A 24138-nucleotide genomic window follows, 5' to 3' on the forward strand; every position below is an offset into this window, starting at 1 on the left:
CGAGTTCGTCGATCAGGCGATAGATTTCCGCCTTGGCGCCGATGTCGATGCCGCGGGTCTGGGTTTGGCGAAATCGCGCGTGTATTTCTCGTAGCCGGCGCGGCCGCGATCCGTGGCGAAGTAATGAAGTAATACTGATACCACCATTGGCGCTTTGTCTCCGGTGGCAGCGGCACCCTGCCGACCTGTTGATTTCCTATGAGATAGCCGCTCACCGAGACGGTCGCCTTGCAACGCTCAGGCCAGAGCGCGGCAACGACACTGGCCGTTCGAGCGCCCCAGTTGCAGCCGGCGATCGTGGCCTTTTCGATCCCCAGTGCATCCATCAGGGCGATCGCAGCCGCGGCGAGCGCCGACTGCTGGCCGTTGCGTATCGTGTCGTCCGACAGGAAGCGCGTAGTGCCGTAGCCGCGCAGGTAGGGCACAATCACGCGGTAACCCGTTGCGGCAAGCTGGGGAGCGACGTCGGTGTAGGTGTGAATGTCATAAGGCCAGCCATGAAGCAGGATCACTGGAGCACCTTCGGCAGGCCCCAGCTCCGCATATCCGACGCTCAGTTTTCCGCATTGACCTGTCTGAGCGAGCCGAATGATTCCGGCCTGGCTTGCGTCGCGGACGCCCTCGCCTCAACCACCAAGTGGCTGCCGGCGCGCTCAAGCCGAGTTCGGTGGCGGCGAACGTCATTGCTGTCGCACCGACAATGCGCCGGCGGCGATGATCAACCGTGTCGGGGGCCTTACTCGCATTCATGATGAAGCCTCTATGACGACCAACGAGCGGGAACGACCAGACTCGCCCGCCTCATCGGCCGACAAGAAATATTGCGCTTATTTCGATGGTGACTGCCGCGAATCCAGTATTGCAACCACTCGGCCAGGGGGCAGTGCGGCGAGCTCTGACGGAATGTCCGTAAGGTCCAGCGTTTCCTCGATTTCCCTTCGGAGAAATTCGAGATGTAGGCCGTCCCCGCGCTTGGAAGCGGCAGGATGTAGCATCCGCAGAAACGGCAGCATGAGAATGACTCCTGATCTTCTGTTGGGGCGAGAGAATATGTTGCGTCTGATCTTATGCTCGGGCCACCCCGGCTTCAGACAAGGCCCTCACGATCCATTGCGACGCGCACAGCCGGTCGGGCAGCCATTCGGGCGCGGAGCGCTTGCAAAGGCACGGGAACAGGGACGTGGAAGCGGGCCGCCCAAAGCAGCATCACGAAAAGATAAAAATCCGCGACGCTGGGTTTGTCGCCGAACAGATAGTCGGTCTTGAGCCCGTCTGCGAAGAACTCGAGTTGGCTCGTAATCGTCGCGCTCGCCTTGGCCTTTCAGCATCGCTGCTTTGGTGCCACATCGGCTTGAAGCTTCGATGTATTTCAGTCGAGACATAGGTCAGCGCTTCGAGAACGCGCGTACGGCCCAACGGCCCTTCCACTCCCAGTGCCGGATATCGCGACGCGAGCCAATCGAGGACGGCGATGTTTTCCGTCAGCGTTTCGCCGCTATCCAGCACGAGGGCTGGAACATACCCCTTGCGCGTCACGGTGGTGAAATCATCCCCCGAGGCCGTCCGCTTGGTTTTGAGATTGAGGGTTTCGCGCTCGAAGGATGCACCAGCCTCCTCCAGCGCGATGTGGTCCGCAAGGCTGCACGCGAGAGGGCTGTAGTAGAGTTTCACCGCTTTTCCCTTTTCTGAACCCGATTGAATCGCGCTGGTCGTCGTCGGGCGGAAAACCTGCCACGCGAGACAACCGCTCCAAGAACTCGCACTTGGCGGGGACGACGACTACGACACCGACAGCTAGACATGCCTATGCCGAGGTATGGTCGGGCTGAAGTTTGGGATCGCCGTGCGCAATGCCGGGGCATATCGGTTATCTGGAGGAATCCAGAACCTTCCATGATGGCATCATCGCCAGCCCGGCCAGTCCTTCGCTCAGGAAATCCTAAACGAAAGTATTGGACGCGCGTGCCGTTGGCACGATGGCTCACACCCGGCCACGGCCGGCATATTCGGCGCGGCATGAGCAGACTGGAAAGGCGAAAGCCGTGGCCTGCTTTTGCTCGATTGCCACCAACGCGATGACGCAGCTTCCAACAACAGGAGTCGCCATCATGGCCGACCTTTCCGAAACCTCCACAGCCGAGCACACATTGCGCGTCGAAGCGCCCGCCGCGATCGAGGTCGACGTCTCGTCGTTGACGCCAGGAATGTCGCTCGTCGTGAAGTGGCGCGGCAAGCCGGTGGTCGTGCGCAACCGCACCGAAAAAGAGAGGAAGGACGCCGAGGCGGTCAATCTCGCCGAACTCAAGGATCCAATCGCCCGCAACGCCAACCTGCCGGCCGATGCGCCGGCAACCGACGCGAACCGAACTGTGCCGGGCAAGGAAGCCTGGATGGTGATGATCCAGGTCTGCACCCATCTCGGCTGCATCCCGCTCGGCCAGGAAGGCGATTTCGGCGGCTGGTTCTGCCCATGCCACGGTTCCGTATACGACACCGCCGGCCGCATCCGGAAGGGGCCGGCACCCGAGAACATGGCGGTACCGGTGTTCCAATTCGTTTCCGACACCAAGATCCGTATCGGCTGAGGCAGGGGCATTTCGATGAGCGGCGACAAATACTCGACCTATACGCCCAAAACGAGAATCGAACGTTGGCTCGACGCCCGCCTGCCGCTGCCGCGGCTGGTCTATGACAGCTTCATCGTCTATCCCGTCCCGCGCAACTTGAACTACGCCTATACGTTCGGCGGCATCCTCACGATGATGCTGGTTTCACAGATCCTGACCGGTATCGTGCTGGCGATGCATTACGCTCCTGATACGGGGCTGGCCTTCAATTCGGTCGAGAAGATCATGCGCGACGTGAATTCGGGCTGGCTGCTGCGCTATCTCCATTCCAACGGCGCGTCGTTCTTCTTCATTGCCGTCTACATCCATATCTGCCGCGGGCTCTACTATGGTTCGTACAAGGCGCCGCGTGAACTGCTGTGGGTGCTCGGTTGCACCAACCTCCTGCTGACGATGGCGACGGCCTTCATGGGCTACGTGCTGCCTTGGGGACAGATGTCGTTCTGGGGCGCTACTGTCATCACCAACTTCTTCACGGCCATTCCGCTGGTTGGCGACTGGCTCCAGCAGCTTTTGCTCGGCGGCTTCGCGGTCGACAATCCGACGCTGAACCGCTTCTTTGCGCTGCATTACCTGCTGCCATTTGTGCTTGCGGGCGTGGTGACCTTGCATATCTGGGCGCTTCACGTCGTCGGCCAGAACAATCCGACCGGCATCGAGGTCAAATCGAAAACCGATGTCGTGGACTTCACGCCCTATGCGACCGTCAAAGATGCCTTCGGCATCCTCGTGTTCCTGTTCTTCTTCGCCTACTTCGTCTTCTACTTGCCGAACTATCTCGGGCATCCCGACAACAATAGCATCGCCAATCCGCTGAAGACGCCGGCCCACATCGTGCCGGAATGGTACTTCCTGCCGTTCTACGCGATCCTGCGGGCCATCACGTTCAATATCGGGCCGATCGATTCCAAGCTCGGCGGCCTGCTCGCGATGTTCGGCTCGATCGCGGTGCTGTTCCTTGTGCCGTGGCTCGACACCTCGAAAGTGCGCTCGGCGGTCTATCGCCCCTGGTACAGGGTGCTCTTCTGGCTATTCGTTGCCAATGCCCTCTTTCTCGGCTGGCTCGGCTCCCGGCCGGCGGAAGGCGCATACGTCGTCATGTCCCAACTGGCGACGCTTTACTATTTCGCGTTCTTCATCATCGCCATGCCGGTGCTCGGGCTGATCGAAAAGCCGCGACGGCTGCCGAATTCGATCACCGAAGCAGTGCTCGAAAAAGACAAGGCCAGCGGCAGAGGCCCGATCGCCGGGCCGGAGACCAAACATTGAACTGGGCATTGCGGTGATCGTTCATGAACTGGTGGAACTCTCCTCTGGTCTACATCGTGTTGCTCGGCCTCGCCGGGATCGTCGTTTGGTCTCTCATCCCCAGACGCTTCGCCAATGCGAAGCTGGTCGTCCAACTTGGCTTTTTCCTCGCGATGTCGGCCATGGTTCTCCACCTGCGCGTCGTGCCATACGAGGCCGCAGGGGACGCCGAGACAACCGAAGGAGCGATCCTCATCGGCTCGGTCAAGCTGCTCTGGTGGGTTCACCTAGCCTGGGCGCTGATCGGATTTGTCCGCATCTATCTCGTCTTTGAGCGAAAGCCGCGCGAGGCACGTCTCCTGCAGGACGTCGTGGTCGGCATCGTCTATGCTGGAATGTTCCTGTCGATCCTGGCGTTCGTCTTTGCAGTGCCGGTCGGAACGCTCATTGCCACGTCGGGCGTGTTTGCCGTCATGCTGGGACTGGCGCTCCAGAATACGCTTGGTGACGTATTTTCTGGGATCGCGCTTAACCTCGGCCGCCCTTACGTGCTTGGAAACTGGATCATTCTGGGCGACGGAACCGAAGGCCGCGTTGTCGAGACCAACTGGCGGTCGACTCAACTCCTTACCCCGACCCACAATGTCGTCGCGCTGCCAAACAGCCTTCTCGCCAAGATCGGGGTAACAAATTTAAGCGGTCCGGACGAGAGCCATGGACTTGCCGTCACCGTCAAGGTGGCGCCAACGAAGACGCCGGCGATCATCGTAGATCTCATGCGCACTGTCTTGCTGAGCTGCAATTCAATCCTCCAGGACCCTTCGCCCTCGGTTACCATCAGAAGCCTGGATGCTGCAGCTATCGAGATCGAGTTGACGTTTCGCGTCGCAAGTATTGACCAGCGAAGTGCCGCTCGGAACGACATCTTCGATCTCATTTATCGCCATTCAAAGTCGACCGGCCTGCTGCTGGCGCAGCCACTTTCGGGCTCGATTGCCATGACCAACCAGCCGAGCGACGAGACGGCAGCCTCGCAAGGCTTCACCCCGATCGAACTCATCAATTCCATACCGGTATTCTCGGCACTGACGGGTACCGAGCAGGAGGCGCTCGCCAAAGCGGCCTCGGTTCGCACCTACCATAAGGGCGAGATCATCGCACGACAGGGAGAGATGCTGCCGTCGCTCATGATCGTACGGACGGGCGTCATCGTCCGGCAAATTGGCGAGGACGACGATCAACTGCAGGAGATCGGCCGGCTTGCACCTGGCGATTTCTTCGGCGAGACCGGCCTGCTCGCCGGCATTGGCGAGATGTCGAGTTTGCGGGCAATGACCCCTGTCGCGGTTTACGAGATAGACCAGGAAAGCTTTGCACCGCTGCTGCACGACCGGCCCGAAATGGCCGAAGATCTTGCCGCGATCCTGTCGATGAGGGTGTCGGCTTCTAATGAAAGCGGCATCGCGGGACAGCACCACGCGAGCTCCAAATTCGCGCTCCTCAAAGCCATTCAGACAGTCTTTCGAGCCGCTCCGTTCAAGCGCGTTCGAGCACCTGGCTGACAAGGCATGCAGAAGGACAGAGATCCATGACCATCCGCCAAAGCGATATCACAGGCATCGATCCAGCCGGCTATCTGTGATTTTGCGGACGGACTGAAGGTAGGGCGCGTATTGCCCTCCTCGAATCGCCTCATGATCGGGCCCTTCGTCCTGTTCGACCATTTCGGCCCCGCTATATTCGACGCAGGTCACGGTTTCGAAATGGCACCGCATGATAAGGCAGCGGATGGTGACCTCTGCGCCGCGACGGCTTTACGCCGCTGGCACGAGCAGACCACTACGACATCAAGTAGAGATCGTTCATCGTTTCCTCGTCGAGCAAACCGTTGAACCAGACGTCGAAGATTGTCTCGAGCAGGAACTCCTCGTTGCTTGCTTCGGAAAACAGCGTGAGGGACGCGTGCAACTTCTTCGCATCAACCTCACCGAAGACAGCGCGAGCGCTCAGGCCGGAGAGCCGTTGCATGGTGCCAACGCATTCCCGATAACGGCCTCCGAGGATCGGAAATGAGAGATAGGCGCTGGCTTCGTCGAGCGATGTGATTGCATATGGCTCAGGCGCTGCACCACTTCGCCTTGTGGCCAACCTTGGGAAGATGAACTCCATGTAGGGAGTGCACATCATCCCTCGACGTAGAATGGCCAGCGCGTCGTCGTAGACCGGATCCTGTGCGCTGACGAACCTCTGCAAATCATACTCGTCAGGCATTTGGATAGATCCTTGGGAAACCCTCAACATTCGTGCCAATGACTAGCCGCCGACGACATCTGCATAGTCCGGGTGCTTGGCGAAAAAGCGGCTCATGAAGGGACATTTCAAGATCGCTTTACGGCCGGTTTTGCGGAGCAGTTCGAAGGTCCCTTGGGCCAATTGCGACGCGATCCCCTGTCCGGAAAATTCCGACGGGACTTCGGTGTGTATCAGCGCAACCTTCCCGCCTTCGAGCCGATAATAGGCCGCCGCAAACATATCGCCGGCGATCGGCAGCTCGAAACGGTGCTGTTGGACGTTTTCGACGAGTTGTGCATCCATCTTTATCTCTCGATTGTATGTCACGTTTATCACCGGAGGCAGATTGGCGGGCCGCTATCGCATCGCAGGCAACCGCAGAGTGACGGTCGTGCCTGCCCCAAGTGTGCTCTGAATATCGATGCTTCCGCCTGATTGCTCGGCAAAGTGCTTCACCATCGGCAAACCGACGCCGCCGAGGCCTTCGCTTTTGGTGGTGAAGAACGGATCGAAGGCGCAGACCATCGTCTCGCTGGTCATCCCGATACGGTTGTCCGCGACACGGATATCTACCTGACTGGCGGCGGAGTTTGCAGAGGCCAAGCCGGCATCGATCGAGATGAAACCGCCGTCAGGCATTGCATCGCGCGCGTTGAACAGAAGATTCAGAACCGCATTTTGCAATCCAAAGCGATCGCATCGCACCAAAGGCAGGTCGGACCCGACCCGAAGCTCAAGACCGATATTGGCATCCAAGGCGCTCCGTACGAGGGTTTCGATCTCAGCCAGGCAAGCACCTACGTTTGTGTATTCGATTTCAGCGTGGCTCTCTCGGGCCAGGCTGATGGTTTGCCGGACAAGGCCCCCGGCCCGCTCCAAAGCCGTTTTGGCGCCGGCAATTACAGGCCCAAGCGCCGGAGCCGCTTGGATGCTCGGATCGCGGGCCAGGTGGTTCAACGCCGACGAGGCGACCTGAATGAGATTGCCCAGGTCATGGACGATGCCGGCCGTCGACATTTGCACGGACATACCACTTCCAGGGCCATCGGGCGGGCCGTCGAAGACATCTTCTTTTATGTCCGGACGAAACATTTCATTCCCCGCTGGCTAAGTCGTCACCTATTTGCTTCAATACGCTATAATTTACGACCTTTATTTTATATTATGTCTAAGAAGACGCCGATTCATACTTCCGTATATATTCAATCGCGAGACCATGCTCTATTGGTAGCCGATCCCGCTGATGTAGTTGGCAAGCAGCCGTTCCTGCAGTTCCTCTTGTTTAAAGAGCGCCTTCATCGCATCACGGATATCTAGGACGCCTAGCGGTTTCGAGTCAGCCCCGAGCACCGGCACATTCTGCAGGCCTTGCGCGGCCATCGTCTGCCAGACTGAATGAAGATCATCATCGGGACCACAGGACACGATGGACCGGCTCATCAATGCCGCAATCGGCGCTTCTGTTGGCCCTGAATTGGCCAGATGGCGGACAAGGTCGGACTTGCTCAGCACGCCTGCCGCCTCCCCACTGCCGTGGCACACCACGACCAGGCCTATTGCGGGCCTGGAAAGTGAGAGTGCCGCACTGCGGAGTGGAGCGTCGACATCGACCACCATAAGACGGGCCGATATTACTGGATGCAGACTGTCAATGCGCATGACGCCCTCCTGAGAGCGCCTCGCGGCCGCGGCCGGGAGGCTGAGATCGGTTCCAGTGTTGGTCGCCGAGCTCGGCGACTTTGCCCGGCCGCTCAGAATGGCTCACAAACAAGCGCCATTCTAACCCATTCCAAAGATTAGCTCAGTGCTGCTTTGCTCAGGCCAAACTTCGCATCGCCCGAGCCCGGGACGGGTTTGAAGCCGATGTTCAGACGGTTCCAAGAGTTGACCGCCATGACAACGAAGGTCAGATCGGAGATTTCCTTCTCGGAAAGCTGCGACCTGACGCGATCGTAGATCTCGTCCGGGACACCCTGCTCGGGCAACTTCGTCAAGACTTCCGTCCATGCCAAGGCGGCACGCTCGCGAGGAACGAACAAGGTTGAATCCCGCCAGGCTGCCAGGTGGTAAAGGCGCAGTTCGCGCTCGCCATGAATCTTCGCCTGTTTGACGTGCATATCGAGGCAGAAGGTGCACCCGTTCATCTGCGCGGCTCGGACGGCAACAAGATCCCGGATTGGCTCTTCGATCGACCCCTCTCGCGTCGCACCAAGAAATTCAATAAATTTCTTCAGAAGTTCGGGCGACTGCTCAGCATAACTCGCGCGTTGGGCGGCGGCTTTTCCTTTCGGAGCGACCGGTGACGCTGCAATATTCATTACTTTATCTCCTTGAGGTGTTTGCAATCCATTGCCGCGTAAGGATGACCTGTGAGCCAAATTGTTGCTATCGTGCCCGATGATATGTATTGCCATTCAATAGGTCGGCGCGCCTAAACCGAAGTATAGGAAGCGGTGGAATTGACACCTGAACGCTGCCCTCGGCAATTCGCTTTGCCGCAGGCATGCGACAGGCGCACAGCGTTTTGGGTCATATGAAGGGCTCGGCTGAGCTGGCCGGCGTCGATCGAGAGACCTGGATCGAAACTGCGTTCACTCTTCGAAGGGAGCGTTCATCACAAGATCAACTGCTGAAGTCGCCTTGTAGCCTGAAACAAAGCGCTCGCCGAAGTCCCGGGCAAAGTTGTCGTAGGTGGTTTCGGGCCTGATCTCGGCGATATGGCAAAAGCATCGCGTCATCCGCCGCTTCATCCCGAGGCGCGGAAACTCACCGATGATCTTTGCAATCTCGGCTGACGAAATGAGGCTGTATTGCAAGCCGACGACATCGAGACAGATGCCGGCTGTGCAAAGCGCCACCTCAGCCTCCTTGTAGAGGCCGATCGACGGCGTCGAATTGAGGGCGACGCTGTCCCAGATCAATTGGGCGCGCCGCTCGTCGAAGCCACCTTCCCGAACGAAGGTGCGGGCAAGATCGGCGCCTTCCACTTCGAAACGGCGCGGCCCGGCGAAGTCCTCATTGAGCGTGATGTCATGCAACAGGGTTGCAACGGCAACAACCTCCGCGTCGTGCTGGATATTCTGCATCTGTCCGATCCGGGCCGCGAAAAGCCAGGATCGGACAACGTGGTTGAACAAGTAGGGTTCACATCGCTGGCGGGCATGTTCGATCGCTCGGCCAACAAGCGGTGTATCGGGGACCGAAATCCCTGCAAGTGTGCGGCTGGCGATCGAATTCATGTCACTGACCGTCCTTTCGCATACGATGGTCCGGGGGCCGCGATTTCATTTCGCGTTCGTCGTCAGTTCCGTCTCGCTGGTGTCAACGACGAAAATAGCAAGCAGACGAGCGCCTTCCGTCTTGCTGGCGTTTTCGCTGACGGCATGACGGTCGCCCGGGAATTCGGAGAAACTCTCGCCGGCGCGATAAGTCTTCACCGGCCCATCGTTGACCTGGCTTCGGATCGCCCCCTCCAGAACCGTGGCATAGATGAACGCGGATTTGGGATGGGTATGGGCCGGCGACGTACCCCCCGGCGCGTACTCGACGAGCACGGCCTTCATGCTCTTGCCGGGCACGTTTGGAAGGGCCTGGTCGTAGACAAGCTTCACGCTGGCGGCGTCATTGGCCATTGCTGCGGTGACGGAAGCGGCGGTGAGCGCGGCGCAGAGAAGTGTTCTGATCATGTCTGGTCTCCTTGTTGTGAGAATGGCCTATCCGATGATTGCTTATTTCGGTGCCGTGTATCGGCTGAGCCAATCATCGAAACGCACGGGGCCGATGCGCGCATTCTCGCCGGGCACCAGCGTTCGGTCGTCGATTGCCACTTGGCCGTAGTAGAGCGCGCCGGGATCCGGGACGACTTTGCGCGGGTCGTTGGTGGCCTTCAGGAAGCGCTCGACAAGTTCGCTCATGCGAACACGCTCCGGGCCGGCAATTTCGATCATGCCGTTCAACGGCGCGGCAAGCGCGACGTCCGCCATCGCATCGGCAACATTATCAGCCGCCATGGGTTGGAAGTAGGCCGGCGACATATGAATGGTATCTCCGACGGCACCCGTGTTTGCGATGGCGGCTGTGAATTCGAAGAACTGAGTGGCGTGAACGATGGTGTAGGGAATTCCGGACTCCCTGATCAGCTTTTCCTGAAGCAACTTGCCGCGGAAATAGCCCATGCCCTGCAGCCGGTCGGTACCGACGACGGACAGCGCCACGTGATGACGGACGCCGGCGGCCGTTTCGGCGGCAAAAAGATTACGCCCGGATGCCCCGAAGAACTCCAGGGCAGCCTTTTCCTCGAACGACGGCGAGTTCGCCAGGTCGACGACGACCTGCGCACCGGCAAGCGCGGACGCCAGACCCTCTCCCGTAACGGTGTTGACGCCCGAATTCGGCGACGCCGCCAGCACGTCGTGTCCTTTGTTTCGCAGCCTCTCCACGGTCTTTGAACCGATCAGCCCGGTTCCGCCGATGACGACGATCTTCATGTCTGGTCTCCTGGTGTTGCGTGTCTATTTTCGTTGCTCGATCGGATGCAGGCGCTTCCAGCCTGCTATTGACTGACCGATGCAGCAGCATCCTCGATGAGTGACGTGACCTCGTCGGGGTGCGAAACCATGAGCGCGTGGGACGCACCCTCGATGACGACGGTCTTTACCGCGTGCGCACGCTTGGCCATGAAGCTCATGACGGCTGCCGGGATGTTGCGGTCATCCGAGCCGTAGATCATGTAGGACGGCAGCGTCTTCCATGAGGCGACGCCCGAGGTTTCAGTCAGAGCCGCCTGAGCAACAGGACGTTGAGTGGCAGCCATCAGCAAAGTCTGCTCTTGCGGAACGTCGGCGGCGAACTGGGCGCGGAACTTGGCCGGCTCGATGAAGAGGTCTTGCCCGCCGTCCGGCAACGCTACCGGAGCAAGCGCGCTCCCCAAGGTGCTGCCGGGAAACATGCTGGACAACGTAAGGCTCGATTCGCCGGTATCCGGCGCGAAGCCCGCCACGTAGACCAACGCCTTTACATTGGGATTGCCATTGGCGGCCTCGGTGATGACAGGCCCGCCGTAGGAATGCCCCACCAGCACGACCGGCCCGGAAACCGACCGGACGATGGCTGAGACTGCTTTCGCATCGCTGGCAACGCCGCGGAGCGGATTAGCTGCGGCTATCGCTACATAACCGTCTTTGCTGAGCTTGGTGATGACTGCGTCCCAGCTCGACGATTCCGCGAAGGCGCCGTGCACCAGTACGATCGTCGGCTTGGGCTGAGAATTGGCGGCCTGCGCCATCCCGCCGCCCGACGCGGCCAGCGCTGCGGTGAGCGCCAGGGCTCGAGTTATGTTTCGCATTTGCTTTCTCCCGTGTGGCCTGTGGTGACCAATGCTCAAGAGAATGCGCCGACGCTGCCCGCCAACCTATTGTGCGGAAGGGTCTGTCATACAATGCCAAGGTGCAGGGTAGGTCACCGGGGAGATCAGGTGCCCTGCAGCATAATTGAGGTATCTATGCCGGGTGTGCATTGTCGGCGGACGCCGGAACAGACACTGAGGGCGCGCGGCCGGAGAGCTGTGTTTGCAAGACGCCGCTGCCGCCGTGGCGAGACCTGGCGATCCGACTTCTCTTGCGCGTCGATCCCTGCAATGCGACTTGCTATTTACGTGGCTCAATTTGCGCCACGTCGACAAAACGTGTCGCCTCCGACCTATTTGGCGCGACTCGTGCGGCAGCTTCCCAAAAAATTTTCGTGAGGAAGACCGATTGCTCAGCCGATAACCGGCAGTCTATTGGCGCGATCTCGCAGTCATGGCTCAGAGCACTGCCATCCCGCCATCCACCCGCAGATTGATGCCCGTGACGAAACTGCTCGCGTCCGAGGCAAGGAACAGAGCAGCTTTTGCCAGCTCTTCCGGCTGCCCCATCCGGCCCAGGGGTATTGCCTCCGCCATCGCCTTTTCAAACAGCCCGCGCTGCTCAAACGGTATGCCTAGCTTATCGAGAATAGCCGTATCCACCGGACCTGGGCTGAGCACGTTGACCCGGATGCCGCGAGACTTCAGTTCGATCGCCCAAGCGCGCGCAAAGGCATTTATGGCCGCCTTCGAGCCCGCGTATACAGCATGACCGTCCAGGACCTTCTCGCTGGCGAGCGAGCCTGTGAGGATGATTGCGCCGCCGTTCCGCATGATCGGAATCAGCTTCTGGACGCCGAAGAAGACGCCTCGCGTGTTAACGGCAAATTGCGCATCATATTCTGCCTCGGAGACATCGGCCGAGTGCGTGATGGTGTTTATGCCGGCGTTCGCCATATAGATGTCGAGCGCCCCGAACCTCTGGCGGATCTGCTGCGCTACCTCGTCATGGTGCGACACGTCGGCCACATTTCCCTGAATGCCCAGCGCGCCTGCCCCGATCTGTGCGACCGCTTCCTCGACCGCCTGCCGCCGGCGGCCGGTAATGACGACTTGCGCGCCCTCGGCCGCAAAGATTTTTGCAGCCGATAGTCCGATCCCGCTGTTTCCGCCGGTGACCACCGCGATCTTGCCTGAGAGTGCGCCCATGTCGTTCCTGCCTTCGAAAAATTGTGCCGGTGCTGCTGCGATGGTCGCAACTGCTGGCCAAGAAAATTTCACGCCGAATTGAGACCGCCAAAATGAGCGGCAATCGCAAACGGCTACCGATTGATAAACTCCCGGCGATTAGCCAGTTTGACGACCTCGAGAGCGCTTTGGCCTTCAAGGCGCGGCGGCGACCCCCGACAGTGCGACGTAGTGTCAAACCCCGGCGATCGCCTCCGCGCTGCACAGGCGCAGTTGCCCGAAATGGCAGCCCTGTCGCAGCATATGTTTGCCGCCTTTGCCAGCGCTCCAACTCGATGGCGCAGTGGTTCGGTTCCACAATCCGGGACATGAGCCGACAGACCGGCATTCAGGCCACCGCTCGGCTATGCGAGCGCACAAGGTTTGACCTAGCGCGCCACCTGAAATGCTGTTCAGGGCGCGCGAAATATTGCCAAAGGTGGTCATCGGCGGCTCCAAGGAAGTGCGGACAACATGCGGTCGTGTCTGAGGGCGTACTATCCTTTGATGAAGGCGAGCAGGTCAGCATTGACCTGATCCTGGTGCGTGGCCGTGATCCCGTGGGGCGCGCCGGGGTAGTAGATATCCTTTGCGCCTTTGATCAGTCGGGCCGACTTGACTGCCGAGTCCTTGACGGGGACGATCTGGTCGTCCTCGCCATGCAGGACCAGGGTTGGTACGTCGAACTTTTTGAGGTCCTCGGTAAAATCGGTCTCGGAGAACGCCTTGACGCTTTCGTACGCGTTGACGAGACCCGCCTGCATGCTCCAGAGCCAGAACTGATCCAGAGTCCCCTGGGAAACCTTAGCGCCCGGCCTGTTCGCGCCATAAAACAACGGTGCGAGGTCCCGGTAGTACTGCGAACGATCCTTGACGAGGCCAGCCCTTATGCCGTCGAATACCTCGATCGGCAGGCCTTCCGGATTGGCCGGCGTCTTCACCATGATCGGCGGAACAGCGGCGATAAGAACAGCCTTGGCCACCCGCTTCGTCCCGTGCCGTCCGATATAGCGAGCAACCTCGCCTCCTCCGGTGGAATGGCCGACCAGCGTGGCGTCCCGGAGATCCAGCGCCTCGATCACGGCTGCAAGATCGTCCGCATAGCCGTTCATGTCGTTGCCGGAAGTCGCCTGGCTCGATCGGCCATGGCCGCGCCGGTCATGCGCAACGACGCGAAAGCCGTTATGGGCAAGAAAGAGCATCTGGCCGTCCCAGGCGTCGGAATTCAGCGGCCAGCCGTGCGAAAATGTGACGACAGGACCCTTGCCCCAATCCTTGTAGTAGATTTCGGTGCCGTCCTTGGTCGTGATGGTGCTCATCGTCTTGGTTCCTTTGATTGAGGGGGGAAGAGGAAAGCTTTTGTTTTCGGCTCGTTGCCGAAGCAGCGCGGGGCAGTCCGGCGGCTACCGTAGAGATCAGGCCTGCCAACAAGACATCGCGGCGAGATCCGCCGACGGAGAAAAGTCCGTCTTTGTTCATCATGTCCATCCATGTGCTTTGAACATCATGCTCACCATCACGACCGTCGAGTCGGCCTGTGCGGTCGCGTTCGGGGAGGAGCGAGCGAGGAGCGGTAGAAACGCGACGGTCGTGATGGCTTGCGAGGAACAGGATGCACCGATCCGGGCCGCGAACCTATTCTACGGAAGCATCTGTCATACGATGCCAAGGTGCAGGGCAGGCACGCCGAGGATAGGGGCGGGCTAAGGCAAGCTCTTATAGACAGACGTCAATTTAGGCTTGGGTAGCGGCGCGGGGACCGACGCGGCATGGCCGGCGTCAGTTGTTGTTGCATGGAATGTTGCGAGTTTGTCGGTCAGGCTGGGGCCGCCAGGGAGCGCCGCTCAATGGTAACCGATGTTGGCGCGGGCCTTGCCGCGAAACACCCAACAGGACCACCGATATACATCAGGATCACCCGCATCAGCACGAGCGTACCGACAGCAGGAAGGCCTGGGCGCGCAGAGGAAGCAATTTCCCGCAGCCTGAAGCAGCCGGGCGCGCCGGGCGATCCTATTGGATGGGGCATGGATCGGCTTGTGCCAAATTCTAGGCCTGGCGCATCGGCGCGGGCAGCGTTTCCCATGTCCTGATCAGCTCACCGATGGAAGCGGCCTCCATCTTGCGCATGACATTGCCGCGATGCAGCTTGACCGTCACTTCACTGATCCCGAGGTCGAAGGCGATCTGCTTGTTGAGGCGTCCGCGCGCCACTTCTCGCAGAACCTCGCGCTCGCGCGGCGTCAGCGTCTCGACCCGCTCTACATTGCGCTTGACGATCACCGCATCCGCCCGCCGCTTGGCGTCCACCGCAATGCCCGTGATCACGGCGTCAAGCAGCGTTTGATCCCGCACCGGCTTGGTGAGAAAGTCCACGGCGCCGGCCTTCATCGCTTGGACAGTCATCGGGATATCGCCATGCCCGGTCAGGAAGATGATGGGTTTGGGGTTGCCGTTTTTCGCAAGATGGTGCTGCAGATCGAGACCGCTCGTCCTTGGCATGCGCACGTCGAGGATCAAGCAGCCGGGACTTTCCAACACATCGGCGTCAAGCAATTCGCGGGTCGAGGTAAAGCTGACCGGCAGGAAACCCGCCGACAGGATCAATTCCGACAGCGCCTCCCGAACAGAGGCATCATCATCAACAATAATGACCAGCGGCTGCTCGGCTTCAGCCCTCCGCTGCTGTGATGACGGCGTCGATCTCCGTAATGGCAATTGGTCAACTGTCATGTTTAGGCTCCGTTTTTGGGTTGCGTAAAGCATCGCCGATCGCCGCAAGCAGGGCCTGGCCATCGAAGGGCTTGCAGAAAAGCCCGCCCCCAATGCCCTTGGCGCGGTGCTGATCCACTATCTCGTGGCGACCGGTGATCAGGAACACAGGCAGGTCCGGACGCGCCTTCTTGACCAGGTCACGAAGTTCAAAGCCGTCCATGCCGGGCATCCCGATGTCGGTGATGAGCATGTCCAATCCAGACAGGCCGCTGACCAGCAATGCCCCCGGCGACGAGAAGCTGCGGGCCACATAGCCGGCGGACTCCAAGAGGTCCTCCAGCGACTCGAGCAGTCTTGGGTCATCGTCGACAATCGCAACGACAGGCCTCCGCTTGCTCACCCTCAGCTCCCCCCTGCCCGGCGCGAGTGCGTGATCGGTATTCCCAATCGCTCGGCGATGCGCACTAGGTCGGCGAGCGACGCCGCGATCATCTTCTGCATGACGTTCCTTCTATGAATTTCCAGCGTAACTTCGCTGATCCCTAGTTCAGCGGCGGCCTGCTTGTTGAGCAGGCCGCTGACCACCAGCGGCAGCACCTCACGTTCGCGCGGCGTCAGCTCAAGATAACGTTGCTTCAACACGCCCAGCTCGGCGCGCTCCGATCGCTGTACCCGATCCTGGGCAATCGCCGCATGGATTGCGGCCATGAGGTCTGCATCGCTGAAGGGCTTGGTCAGGAAATCCACGGCGCCGTGCTTGATCGCACGCACCGAGGACGGGATATCGCCATGTCCTGTCAGGAAAACGATCGGCGGATGATCGCCCTCGGCAATCTGTCGCTGCAGATCGAGGCCGTTAATATCCGGCAACTCGATATCGAGGATGAGGCAGGCAGGGACGTCCGGCTTGTCAGCGCGGATATAATCGCCCGCCGATCCGAACGCTGTGGCACGCAGGCCATGTGCGGCCAGCAGTTCACTAAGCGCCTCCCGGATGCGTTCATCGTCATCTACGATAAAGACAATTTGGCCGTCCGTCGTCATGACGCCGCTTCCATTTCAACCGGCAACGTGAAGATAAACGTCGCTCCACGTGGTTCGTTCTTCTCGACCCATAGACGCCCGCTGTGCGACTCGATGATCGAACGGCAGATCGCCAGTCCCATGCCCATCCCTTGCTCTTTCGTGGTAAAGAACGGTTCGAATATCCGGTCGGGAAACTCGACGCCCCGGCCGCGATCTCTGACTTCGGCCTGGACAACATCCCCGATATGGCGCACGCGGATGCTGATAACTCCGTCATCCGCACCAGAGTCCATCGCCTCGATGCCGTTGCGAATGAGATTGACCAGAACCTGCTGGATCTGGACGCGATCGAGCGCGACTAGCGGAACGTCGCTTTCGACATCAACGCTGATGCGAACGCCCCGCCGCATCGCTTCCTCGGTCACGAGGTCGCGTGCCTCTGCGATGACACTGCTGAGCGCGGCATTGGTCCTCGTCTCGGTGGATTGCTTGAACAGCGCGCGGATGCGGCCGACGACGTCCGCCGCCGAATTGGCGTCCCGGATAATGCGCTCGGCCGTAATCTTCGCGCGTTCGACGTTCGGCGGGACGGCGCCCAGCCAACGGTGGCATGCATGGGAATTGGCGACGATCGCGGCCAGCGGCTGATTCACCTCGTGCGCGATCGAAGCGGAAAGCTCGGCGAGACTTGCAGCCTGAGTGGCTTGCGCGAGTTTGTCGGAGGCTTGTCGCAGCGCTTCCCGCGCGCGCACCTCTTCGTCGATGTCGAGGGAAACCCCGTACCATTGCACAACCGCCCCGTCTTCATCACGCCGCGGCTCGACCCTGCACTCCGCCCAGCGATAGCCGTCTGTTTCGCGCCAACGAAACCGCATCGCGGAACCGCCGCCTGTTTCGAAACAAGTCAGCAACGTGCGCAGCACCTCGGGAGCATCTTCGGGATGAACCAGTTCTTGCAGCAATTCCTCGATGCGCGGCTCTCCGAGTGTTTCGACATTGGCGATGACGGCGCGGAAATGGTCTTGGTATCGCTTGTTGAAGTAGACCGGCCCGCCGGTCGGCACCGCGCTCCAAATGCGGACCGGCACAGCGTCGATCATCTGCTGAAGCTGCAATTCGCTCCGCCGCAGCGCCTCTTCGGCTTGCATCTGATCGTCTATGTCGTGACAGAGGCCGTACCACTGCACGATCAGGCCAGCGTGATCGCGCATCGGCTCTGCCCGGCTCGACATCCAGTGATAGACGCCATCGGCGCGGCGCAGGCGATACCTCATGGAGAAGCGCTCGCCGGTAGCAAGGCAGTGACTGAGCGTGTCGCCGAATGCTGCTGCGTCGTCCGGATGGACGGTGGCCGCTATCATCGCCGCCAGCCGGCCGATGCCCTGTTTGTCCAAATCCGTTACGTCAAGGCCGAGAAAGTCGACCATTCGCTTGTTGAAAAAGGTCGGCTCGCCGTCCGGCGTCAGGCGCCAAACGTGGCTCGGAACCATGTCGACAAGCTGCGAGAGCTCCCGCTCCCGGTCGCGCAATGCCTCCTGCGCGCGCACCTCATCGTCGATGTCGATGCTGGCCGTGTACCATTGGACGATCGCTCCACTCTGGTTCCGCAGCGGCTCGGCGCGGCCCTCCCTCCAGCGGTAGACACCGTCAGCGCGACGCAGGCGATACCGTATGGGATAGGGTTCGCCGGTGGCGAGTGAGCGGCTGAGCCATTCTCTCATCCTGGGTCCATCGTCGGGATGGACGGCTGCCGCGACTACGGTCGCCAGGCGGCTCGTGCCCGGCTTGTCCCAGCCCGCGATGTCGTTGAGGCCGATATAGTCTGTCGTGCGCTTGCTGAAGAAGGTTGGTTCGCCGTTGGGCGCCATGCGGGCAATGTGAGCGGGGATCATTTCGACCAGCAACGAGAGTTCTCGCTCCCGCTCCCGCAAGGTCTCCACACTTTGGCGCAAAGTGAGCACCGCCGCCTGATGCTGCCTGGAAATGGCGGCCACGACGAGCGCCGAAAATGCAGAGATGCCCAGAAAAAGCTGCAGCATGATCTGGTTGTGCTTCTGGGACTCGGGATCGCCGGCAAATTGGCTGGCGCCGGATATCGTGAATACTGCCGTGATCAGAGCGAGAACGGTCAATGCTACGGCGGCGCCTCGGAACTCAAAGCGCACCGCGGCCCAAAGAAGAGGCGGCATGATGATGTAGGCGAACGGCAGATAGCCGCTCAAGGAAAGGGCGGCGATCCCAAGAAAGATCAGCCCTAGGACGCAAGCTTCCATCCACCGCGCTGCCGAGAGCTGCGCCTTGCCGCGCCAGTTCTGGAACACGACCAGCGCCAGTGGCGCTACGATCAGGACTCCTGTCGCGTCTCCGATCCACCACAGCGGCCAAGCCGTCGCAAAGCTTTGCGATTGTATGCCAAACCACGCAAGCGCCGCACTTCCGACCGTGGCGCTTGCAACCGGCGCAACTCCAGCGGCCAGTACGACGAATGCGAGGACGTCCCGCAACGTTTCCAGCCGAACTGGGCGCTTGCAGGTCTGGTTCACAAGCCATGCGCCGGTCACCGCTTCAAGAGCGTTGCCGGCAAAGATCAGGAAGGCCGCGGGCAGCGGAGTGTGGAACCACAAGAAGTTGCTGAACAGTTCTGCCACACAGGCCCCCAGCACCCACCACGGCCAGCTATACCTGGAGGCGAAGACAAGCGTAGCGATGAAAAGCCCGCTCGGAGGCCAAATGGAAATCCCTGTTCCAGGTATGATTGCGAGCGACTGGGCGAAGCCGCAGCCCAGGACATAGGCCGTAATAAAAAGCCCCAGATGCAAGAATTGAGGACGGTGCGACCAGACGCGCGACAACCTGCCTCTTTCAAGATCGCTGATCATGTTGCCGCGAATCAGGCCCGGTTCATTCGTCGCGAAAGGTCGGCCACTTCCCGGTCCGGATCGGTCCAACTCATGCGTTAACGCGAGCGTTGCGTTGGAATCGGTCTCGCCAAGTGAGTTGGGCGCTATCGTCATCGGGTGCCCCTGACGGACAAACAAAATCTGGAGATTGTCGGCGCTTCGTGTAGCACTTGTTCTTGATAGCTGGACTGGGCGGACGGACTCACGTCGCCACCCTAATCCCGCCATGCCCCAACCGCACCTCATGGAAATCCATGCATTGCACGCGGCGGCGGCGCCCCTTCACCGAGAGCCGAAAAACCAAGCGCTTACTGAGCGCCGCCGGTGGCCGAGGTGTCGCCCGACTTATTGCGCAGCTTTCGCTTCAACCGGGAGAGTGAAGATGAATGTCGCCCCACGCGGCACGCTATTTTCCACCCAAAGGCGTCCGCCGTGAGACTCAATGATCGAACGGGAGATCGCGAGCCCCATGCCCATCCCGTTTCCTTTCGTTGTAAAGAACGGCTCGAATATCTTGTTAGGACGTTCGATACCCGGGCCTCGGTCGCTGACCTCGGTCTGGATCGTGTCCTCTATCCGGTGCACGCGCATCCCAAGAACCTTGTCGCCCGCGGTGGTGTCCATCGCCTCCATGCCGTTGCGAATGAGGTTGACCAGGACCTGCTGGATCTGGACGCGATCGAACGCAACCAGCGGAAGGTTGCTTTCGACGTCGATGTCCATGCGAACGCGACGCCGCATGGCTTCCTCGGCCATAAGGTCACGGGCTTCCGCAACGACGCTGGGGATCGGCGTACTGGTTCTCATTTCAAGCGAAGGTCTGAACAAGGCACGGATGCGGCTGACGACATCCGCCGCCGAGTTGGCGTCGCGGATGATGCGCTCGGCCGTGATCTTCGCGCGCTCGACGTTCGGGGGCTCGGCGGACAGCCAACGGTGGCATGCGTTCGAGTTGGCGACGATGGCGGCCAGCGGCTGGTTCACCTCATGAGCGATGGATGCGGAGAGTTCGGCAAGGCTCGCCGCCTGACTCGCACGCGCCAGTCTCTCTTGTGCCAGTCGAAGCTCCTCTTGTGTCCGCACCTCATTTTCGATGTCGAGGCAGATAACGTTCCACTGCACTATGGCGCCTTCAGCATTGCGCATCGGCGCGGCACGCGTCTCGACCCAGCGATATTCACCATCGAAGCGCCGCAGACGGTGCCGTCGCGCATACGGCTCGCCTGTGGACAGACAATGGGCATATCTTTCCTTGACACCTGTCAGGTCGTCGGGATGAACACCGGCGTCGAGTGTGCCAGCCAGCCGCGACTTTCCCGCTTCGTCCAATTCCTCAAGATTGTATCCGAGGAATTCGCGGAGCTGCTGGCTGCGGTATATCGGTTCGCCATCCGGCGCGGCGCAATCGATCATTGCCGGCAGCGTTTCAACGAGCTGCCAGAGAGCGCGTTCTCTCTCGCGCAGCGCCGCTTCGACGCGCAGCTGATCGTCGATGTCGTGCGTAAGACCGTACCACTGGACAATGCGTCCGCCGTGATCCCGCAGCGGCTCCGCGCGGCCCTCCATCCAACGATAAACGCCATCGGCACGGCGCAGGCGATACCTCATGAAGAAGCGCTCGCCGGTGGCAAAGCAGCTGTCGAGTGCTTCCTTCAGGCTGGCTGCATCGTCGGGATGGACGACGGTGGCAATGAAGGCCGCCAGCAGGCTCGTGTCCGGCTTTTCCGCGTCCGCTATGTCCAGGCCGAGAAAATCTATCAGGCGCTTGTTGAAGAAGGTCGGCTCACCGTTGGGGGACAGCCGCCAGAGGTAGCTCGGAACCATGTTGACGAGTTGCGAGAGCTCTCGTTCCCGGTCGTGCAAAGCCGCTTGCGTGGTCACCAGGTCATGGATGTCGACGCTCACACCGTACCATTGGAGAATGCTGCCATCTTCGTCGCGCAGCGGCTCGGCGCGAGTCTCGGTCCAGCGATAGCCGCCGTCGGCCCGCCGTTGGCGATATCTCTGAACGTAAGGCACGCCCGTTGCGAATGAATGGCGGATCGCCTGCCGTGCGGTGTCGATATCGTCTGGATGGATGACGCTCAGCGACGGCGAGCCGTCCGGGGCCGTGATGTCATGGAGCGTGGCCCCGGTTACATCGGTGAACCGCTTGTTGACGTAGGATGGCGTCCCTTCCGGTGTCGTACTCCAGATCAAAGCGGGCACGGTGTCGATAAGCTGCTGAAGGCGCCGCTCACTTTTGCGCAACGCCGCCTGCGCACGCACCTCATCGTCGATGTCGAGAGAAACCCCGTACCACTGCACAACCGTTCCGTCGTCATCGCGCCGCGGCTCGACCCTGCACTCAGCCCAGCGATAGGTGCCGTCTTTTTCGCGCCAGCGAAACCGCATCGCGGAGCCGCCGCCAGTTTCGAAACAACTCAGCAACGTGCGCTGCACCTCGGGAGCATCTTCGGGATGAATCACCTCGTACAGCAACGTTTCGATTCCCGGCTCGCCGAGCGCGTCAAAGTTGGCGATAACGGAGCGGAAATGGTCCTGGTATCGCTTGTTGAAGTAGACCGGCCCGCCGGTCGGCATCACGCTCCAGATACGGACCGGCACGGCGTCGATCATGTGCCGAAGTTGTTGCTCGCTCTGCCGCAACGCCGCTTCGGCGTGCATCTGATCGTCTATATCGTGACAGAGGCCGTACCACTGGACGATGCGGCCGGCGTCATCGCGCATCGGCTCCGCCCGGCTCGACATCCAGCGATAGACGCCATCGGCACGGCGCAGGCGATAGCGCATGGCGAAGCTCGCACCGGTAGTGAAGCAACCGCGGAGTGCATCGCCGAATGCTGCCGCGTCGTCCAGATGAACGGCGGCCTGTATCATCGCCGCCAGCCGGCTCATGCCCGGTCGGTCCAGATCCGCTACGTCGAGGCCAAGAAAGTCAACCATGCGCCCATTGAAGAAGATCGGCTCGCCGTCGGGATCGAGCCGCCAGATGTGACTCGGGACCATATCCACGAGCTGCGAGAGTTCCCGCTCCCGGTCGCGCAATGCTGACTCGGCCCGCTTCTGGTCCTCAATGTCTATTGTCGTGCCGTACCATTGAATGATGCGCCCCTGGCTGTCGCGAAAAGGTCGTCCTGAGCTTCGAAACCAGCGATAGACGCCATCGGCGCGCCGCAGGCGATGCTCGGTATCGTAGGGATCGCCGGTTTCGAGGCAATGCCGCCATCTGGCGGCTACAGGATCATAATCGTCGGGATGGACAGCTCGACACCAGCTGAACTCATCGTTGTCTTCGGAGGTGTTGAGACCTTCATGCGTGTTGCCCATGAACGCCAGGGTATTTGGGCTGACATAGGTGAACCTTCCGATGGCATCGGCTGCCCACGCGTTGCCGGGCATGCTCTCGATGATTTGCAGCGCGAGCGTTGCTTCGGGGTCGATTTCGCCAAGTGAGTCGGATGCTGCTGTCATTGGCTTCTCCTGTCGGACAAAAAAGCCTGGGGAGGGTCAGCGCTTGATATAGCACTTGTTTTCAATATCTGGACAGGCGAACTCACCGCCTAAATCTAGTTCCGCCATGCCTCGGCTGCATCTCATGGAAATCCATGTATTGCGCGGAGATATCGCCGCTACGAGGCCCCTAACGATGGCCTTGCGTGAGGCTAACGCGGTGGAACGCGCAGCCCGGCGGCATCGAAGAGATGCATGCGCTCCGGCGGCAGAGCGAGGTTGATCGGCGGCCCTTGCGTTTCAACGCCCTGCTGCTTGAGAACGGCGATCAGTTTGCTGTCGCCGGCAATGGTGGCGTGGACAACGGTTTCCGGTCCCAACGCCTCGGCCAGCGTTACCCGCGCTTCCACCGATCCCTTGCTGCCATTCGAAAGTTGGATGTCGTGTGGCCGGATGCCAAGCGTCGCGTCGTCTCCCGGTTTCAGCGCGACCCCATCGGCCGGGATCGAGGCTGAGAGCCCGCCTGGACCTTCGACACGCACCTCGGCGCCGCTTGCCGAACGCACCTTCACCGGCAGCAGGTTCATCCGCGGCGCGCCGATGAAGCCGGCGACGAACAGGTTGGCCGGCGCGTTGTAGAGATCGAGCGGCCGGCCGACCTGTTCGATCCGCCCCGAGCGCATGACCACGATGCGGTCCGCCAGCGTCATCGCCTCGATCTGGTCATGGGTGACGTAGATCATCGTGGTTGCCAGCCGCCGGTGCAGGCCCGCCAGTTCAGCGCGCATGGTGATGCGCAGTTCGGCATCGAGGTTGGACAGCGGTTCATCGAGTAGAAAGGCGGTCGGATTGCGCACCACCGCACGGCCGATCGCCACGCGCTGCTTCTGGCCGCCCGACAGTTGACCGGGCCGGCGGTCGAGATAGGGAGCGATTTCCAGCATGCGCGTCGCTTCCGTGATCCGCGCGTCGATCTCGGCTTTGGGCATACGGATGTTTTCGAGGCCGAAGGCGAGGTTCTGGCGCACGCTCATGTGCGGGTAGAGCGCGTAAGACTGAAACACCATTGCCAGACCGCGCTGTGCGGCCGAAACGTTGGTGACGTCGACCCCGTCGATCTCGATCTTGCCGTCGGTCGGTCGATCGAGCCCGGCAATCAGCCGCAGCAACGTGGACTTGCCGCAACCCGACGGGCCGACGAGGACCAGCATCTCGCCGTCACCGACGTCGAGGTTGATGCCGTGCAAGATCTTCATCTTGCCGTAAGCGCGATCGATGTTGGTCAGCGTTATCCGTCCCATGACAT

The 24138-nt window shown here is 60.6% G+C and carries 21 protein-coding genes and 2 pseudogenes; 3 read left to right on the plus strand and 20 right to left on the minus strand.

From position 1 onward, the window contains the following. Positions 1-63: 63 nt before the first annotated feature. The 3 genes and pseudogenes from NKI63_RS02985 to NKI63_RS02995 all read right to left on the minus strand — a co-directional run. Positions 64-750: pseudogene (locus NKI63_RS02985) on the minus strand (alpha/beta fold hydrolase); the annotation flags it as partial. A 337-nt stretch (positions 751-1087) separates the two neighbouring features. Next, positions 1088-1300: a glutathione S-transferase C-terminal domain-containing protein gene (locus NKI63_RS02990; RefSeq protein ID WP_352751145.1), complete on the minus strand. Its 213-nt coding sequence runs from the start codon at positions 1298-1300 to the stop codon at positions 1088-1090. Next, on the minus strand, positions 1207-1671 hold the full coding sequence (locus tag NKI63_RS02995; RefSeq protein WP_352820463.1) for a glutathione S-transferase family protein: 465 nt from the start codon (positions 1669-1671) through the stop codon (positions 1207-1209). Before NKI63_RS02995 ends, NKI63_RS02990 begins: the two co-directional genes overlap by 94 nt. A 437-nt stretch (positions 1672-2108) precedes the next feature. On the opposite strand from NKI63_RS02995, the gene petA reads away from it, so the two are divergent. From petA to NKI63_RS03010, 3 genes are read left to right on the plus strand one after another with little or no spacing between them, the layout of a single operon-like run. Continuing rightward, positions 2109-2585 carry a ubiquinol-cytochrome c reductase iron-sulfur subunit gene (gene petA / locus NKI63_RS03000; protein WP_352751017.1) on the plus strand — a complete coding sequence of 159 codons (477 nt, stop codon included), beginning with the start codon at positions 2109-2111 and terminating at the stop codon, positions 2583-2585. 15 nt (positions 2586-2600) lie between these two features. Further along, entirely contained in the window at positions 2601-3896 is a 1296-nt protein-coding gene (locus tag NKI63_RS03005; protein ID WP_352820465.1) for a cytochrome b, read from the plus strand. A gap of 23 nt (positions 3897-3919) precedes the next feature. Next, a complete protein-coding gene (locus NKI63_RS03010; protein WP_352820467.1) occupies positions 3920-5437 on the plus strand; it encodes a mechanosensitive ion channel family protein in 1518 nt (505 codons plus the stop codon). Positions 5438-5714: 277 nt separating this feature from the next. On the opposite strand, the gene NKI63_RS03015 is transcribed toward NKI63_RS03010, so the two are convergent. The 17 genes and pseudogenes from NKI63_RS03015 to NKI63_RS03095 form a co-directional block, all read right to left on the minus strand. After that, entirely contained in the window at positions 5715-6146 is a 432-nt protein-coding gene (locus NKI63_RS03015) for a DUF1810 domain-containing protein (RefSeq protein ID WP_352820468.1), read from the minus strand. 42 nt (positions 6147-6188) lie between these two features. After that, positions 6189-6470 (minus strand): GNAT family N-acetyltransferase, encoded by a 282-nt coding sequence (locus tag NKI63_RS03020; RefSeq protein ID WP_352505167.1) that lies wholly within the window; start codon positions 6468-6470, stop codon positions 6189-6191. Between the two features lie 54 nt (positions 6471-6524). After that, positions 6525-7259, minus strand: a complete 735-nt coding sequence (locus tag NKI63_RS03025) for a sensor histidine kinase (protein ID WP_352820470.1) — start codon at positions 7257-7259, stop codon at positions 6525-6527. 129 nt (positions 7260-7388) lie between these two features. Next, positions 7389-7826, minus strand: a complete 438-nt coding sequence (locus NKI63_RS03030) for a CBS domain-containing protein (protein ID WP_352455793.1) — start codon at positions 7824-7826, stop codon at positions 7389-7391. A gap of 137 nt (positions 7827-7963) precedes the next feature. After that, positions 7964-8485: a carboxymuconolactone decarboxylase family protein gene (locus tag NKI63_RS03035; RefSeq protein ID WP_352505169.1), complete on the minus strand. Its 522-nt coding sequence runs from the start codon at positions 8483-8485 to the stop codon at positions 7964-7966. A gap of 273 nt (positions 8486-8758) precedes the next feature. Next, entirely contained in the window at positions 8759-9253 is a 495-nt protein-coding gene (locus NKI63_RS03040) for a hypothetical protein (protein WP_254818506.1), read from the minus strand. A gap of 198 nt (positions 9254-9451) precedes the next feature. Beyond that, positions 9452-9853, minus strand: coding sequence for a cupin domain-containing protein (locus tag NKI63_RS03045; RefSeq protein ID WP_352646006.1), 402 nt, complete (start codon positions 9851-9853; stop codon positions 9452-9454). 42 nt (positions 9854-9895) lie between these two features. Then, complete coding sequence (locus NKI63_RS03050; RefSeq protein WP_352505171.1) at positions 9896-10654, minus strand: SDR family oxidoreductase; 759 nt, start codon at positions 10652-10654, stop codon at positions 9896-9898. A 65-nt stretch (positions 10655-10719) separates the two neighbouring features. Next, the gene (locus tag NKI63_RS03055) at positions 10720-11511 is read right to left on the minus strand and encodes an alpha/beta fold hydrolase (protein WP_352505172.1); all 792 of its coding nucleotides are present in this window, start codon (positions 11509-11511) and stop codon (positions 10720-10722) included. 459 nt (positions 11512-11970) lie between these two features. Further along, a complete protein-coding gene (locus NKI63_RS03060; RefSeq protein WP_352505173.1) occupies positions 11971-12720 on the minus strand; it encodes a glucose 1-dehydrogenase in 750 nt (249 codons plus the stop codon). A 515-nt stretch (positions 12721-13235) separates the two neighbouring features. Further along, positions 13236-14217 (minus strand): annotated as a pseudogene (locus NKI63_RS03065) (alpha/beta fold hydrolase). Between the two features lie 570 nt (positions 14218-14787). Continuing rightward, complete coding sequence (locus NKI63_RS03070; RefSeq protein ID WP_352820555.1) at positions 14788-15471, minus strand: response regulator transcription factor; 684 nt, start codon at positions 15469-15471, stop codon at positions 14788-14790. Then, the gene (locus NKI63_RS03075; RefSeq protein WP_352701574.1) at positions 15461-15853 is read right to left on the minus strand and encodes a response regulator; all 393 of its coding nucleotides are present in this window, start codon (positions 15851-15853) and stop codon (positions 15461-15463) included. Before NKI63_RS03075 ends, NKI63_RS03070 begins: the two co-directional genes overlap by 11 nt. Before the next feature lie 2 nt (positions 15854-15855). Continuing rightward, the gene (locus tag NKI63_RS03080; protein WP_352505175.1) at positions 15856-16497 is read right to left on the minus strand and encodes a response regulator transcription factor; all 642 of its coding nucleotides are present in this window, start codon (positions 16495-16497) and stop codon (positions 15856-15858) included. Next, complete coding sequence (locus NKI63_RS03085) at positions 16494-19331, minus strand: sensor histidine kinase (protein WP_352505449.1); 2838 nt, start codon at positions 19329-19331, stop codon at positions 16494-16496. The genes NKI63_RS03080 and NKI63_RS03085 overlap by 4 nt, the downstream gene beginning before the upstream one ends. A 393-nt stretch (positions 19332-19724) precedes the next feature. Continuing rightward, positions 19725-22853: a PAS domain-containing protein gene (locus NKI63_RS03090; protein ID WP_352820474.1), complete on the minus strand. Its 3129-nt coding sequence runs from the start codon at positions 22851-22853 to the stop codon at positions 19725-19727. A 191-nt stretch (positions 22854-23044) separates the two neighbouring features. After that, positions 23045-24133: an ABC transporter ATP-binding protein gene (locus tag NKI63_RS03095; RefSeq protein WP_352505177.1), complete on the minus strand. Its 1089-nt coding sequence runs from the start codon at positions 24131-24133 to the stop codon at positions 23045-23047. Positions 24134-24138 lie beyond the last annotated feature (5 nt).

The organism is Mesorhizobium sp. M0410, from assembly GCF_040321435.1.
GTDB lineage: Bacteria > Pseudomonadota > Alphaproteobacteria > Rhizobiales > Rhizobiaceae > Mesorhizobium.

Bases quoted from the DNA above. Each gene is read 5' to 3' on its own strand.
- NKI63_RS03035 (WP_352505169.1), bottom strand. From the start codon at position 8,485: ATGAATATTGCAGCGTCACCGGTCGCTCCGAAAGGAAAAGCCGCCGCC.
- NKI63_RS03055 (WP_352505172.1), bottom strand. From the start codon at position 11,511: ATGCGAAACATAACTCGAGCCCTGGCGCTCACCGCAGCGCTGGCCGCG.
- NKI63_RS03060 (WP_352505173.1), bottom strand. From the start codon at position 12,720: ATGGGCGCACTCTCAGGCAAGATCGCGGTGGTCACCGGCGGAAACAGC.
- NKI63_RS03050 (WP_352505171.1), bottom strand. From the start codon at position 10,654: ATGAAGATCGTCGTCATCGGCGGAACCGGGCTGATCGGTTCAAAGACC.
- NKI63_RS03020 (WP_352505167.1), bottom strand. From the start codon at position 6,470: ATGGATGCACAACTCGTCGAAAACGTCCAACAGCACCGTTTCGAGCTG.
- NKI63_RS03095 (WP_352505177.1), bottom strand. From the start codon at position 24,133: ATGGGACGGATAACGCTGACCAACATCGATCGCGCTTACGGCAAGATG.
- NKI63_RS03025 (WP_352820470.1), bottom strand. From the start codon at position 7,259: ATGTTTCGTCCGGACATAAAAGAAGATGTCTTCGACGGCCCGCCCGAT.
- NKI63_RS03070 (WP_352820555.1), bottom strand. From the start codon at position 15,471: ATGACAGTTGACCAATTGCCATTACGGAGATCGACGCCGTCATCACAG.
- NKI63_RS03010 (WP_352820467.1), top strand. From the start codon at position 3,920: ATGAACTGGTGGAACTCTCCTCTGGTCTACATCGTGTTGCTCGGCCTC.
- petA (WP_352751017.1), top strand. From the start codon at position 2,109: ATGGCCGACCTTTCCGAAACCTCCACAGCCGAGCACACATTGCGCGTC.
- NKI63_RS03045 (WP_352646006.1), bottom strand. From the start codon at position 9,853: ATGATCAGAACACTTCTCTGCGCCGCGCTCACCGCCGCTTCCGTCACC.
- NKI63_RS03005 (WP_352820465.1), top strand. From the start codon at position 2,601: ATGAGCGGCGACAAATACTCGACCTATACGCCCAAAACGAGAATCGAA.
- NKI63_RS03080 (WP_352505175.1), bottom strand. From the start codon at position 16,497: ATGACGACGGACGGCCAAATTGTCTTTATCGTAGATGACGATGAACGC.
- NKI63_RS03090 (WP_352820474.1), bottom strand. From the start codon at position 22,853: ATGACAGCAGCATCCGACTCACTTGGCGAAATCGACCCCGAAGCAACG.
- NKI63_RS03040 (WP_254818506.1), bottom strand. From the start codon at position 9,253: ATGCAGAATATCCAGCACGACGCGGAGGTTGTTGCCGTTGCAACCCTG.
- NKI63_RS03030 (WP_352455793.1), bottom strand. From the start codon at position 7,826: ATGCGCATTGACAGTCTGCATCCAGTAATATCGGCCCGTCTTATGGTG.
- NKI63_RS03015 (WP_352820468.1), bottom strand. From the start codon at position 6,146: ATGCCTGACGAGTATGATTTGCAGAGGTTCGTCAGCGCACAGGATCCG.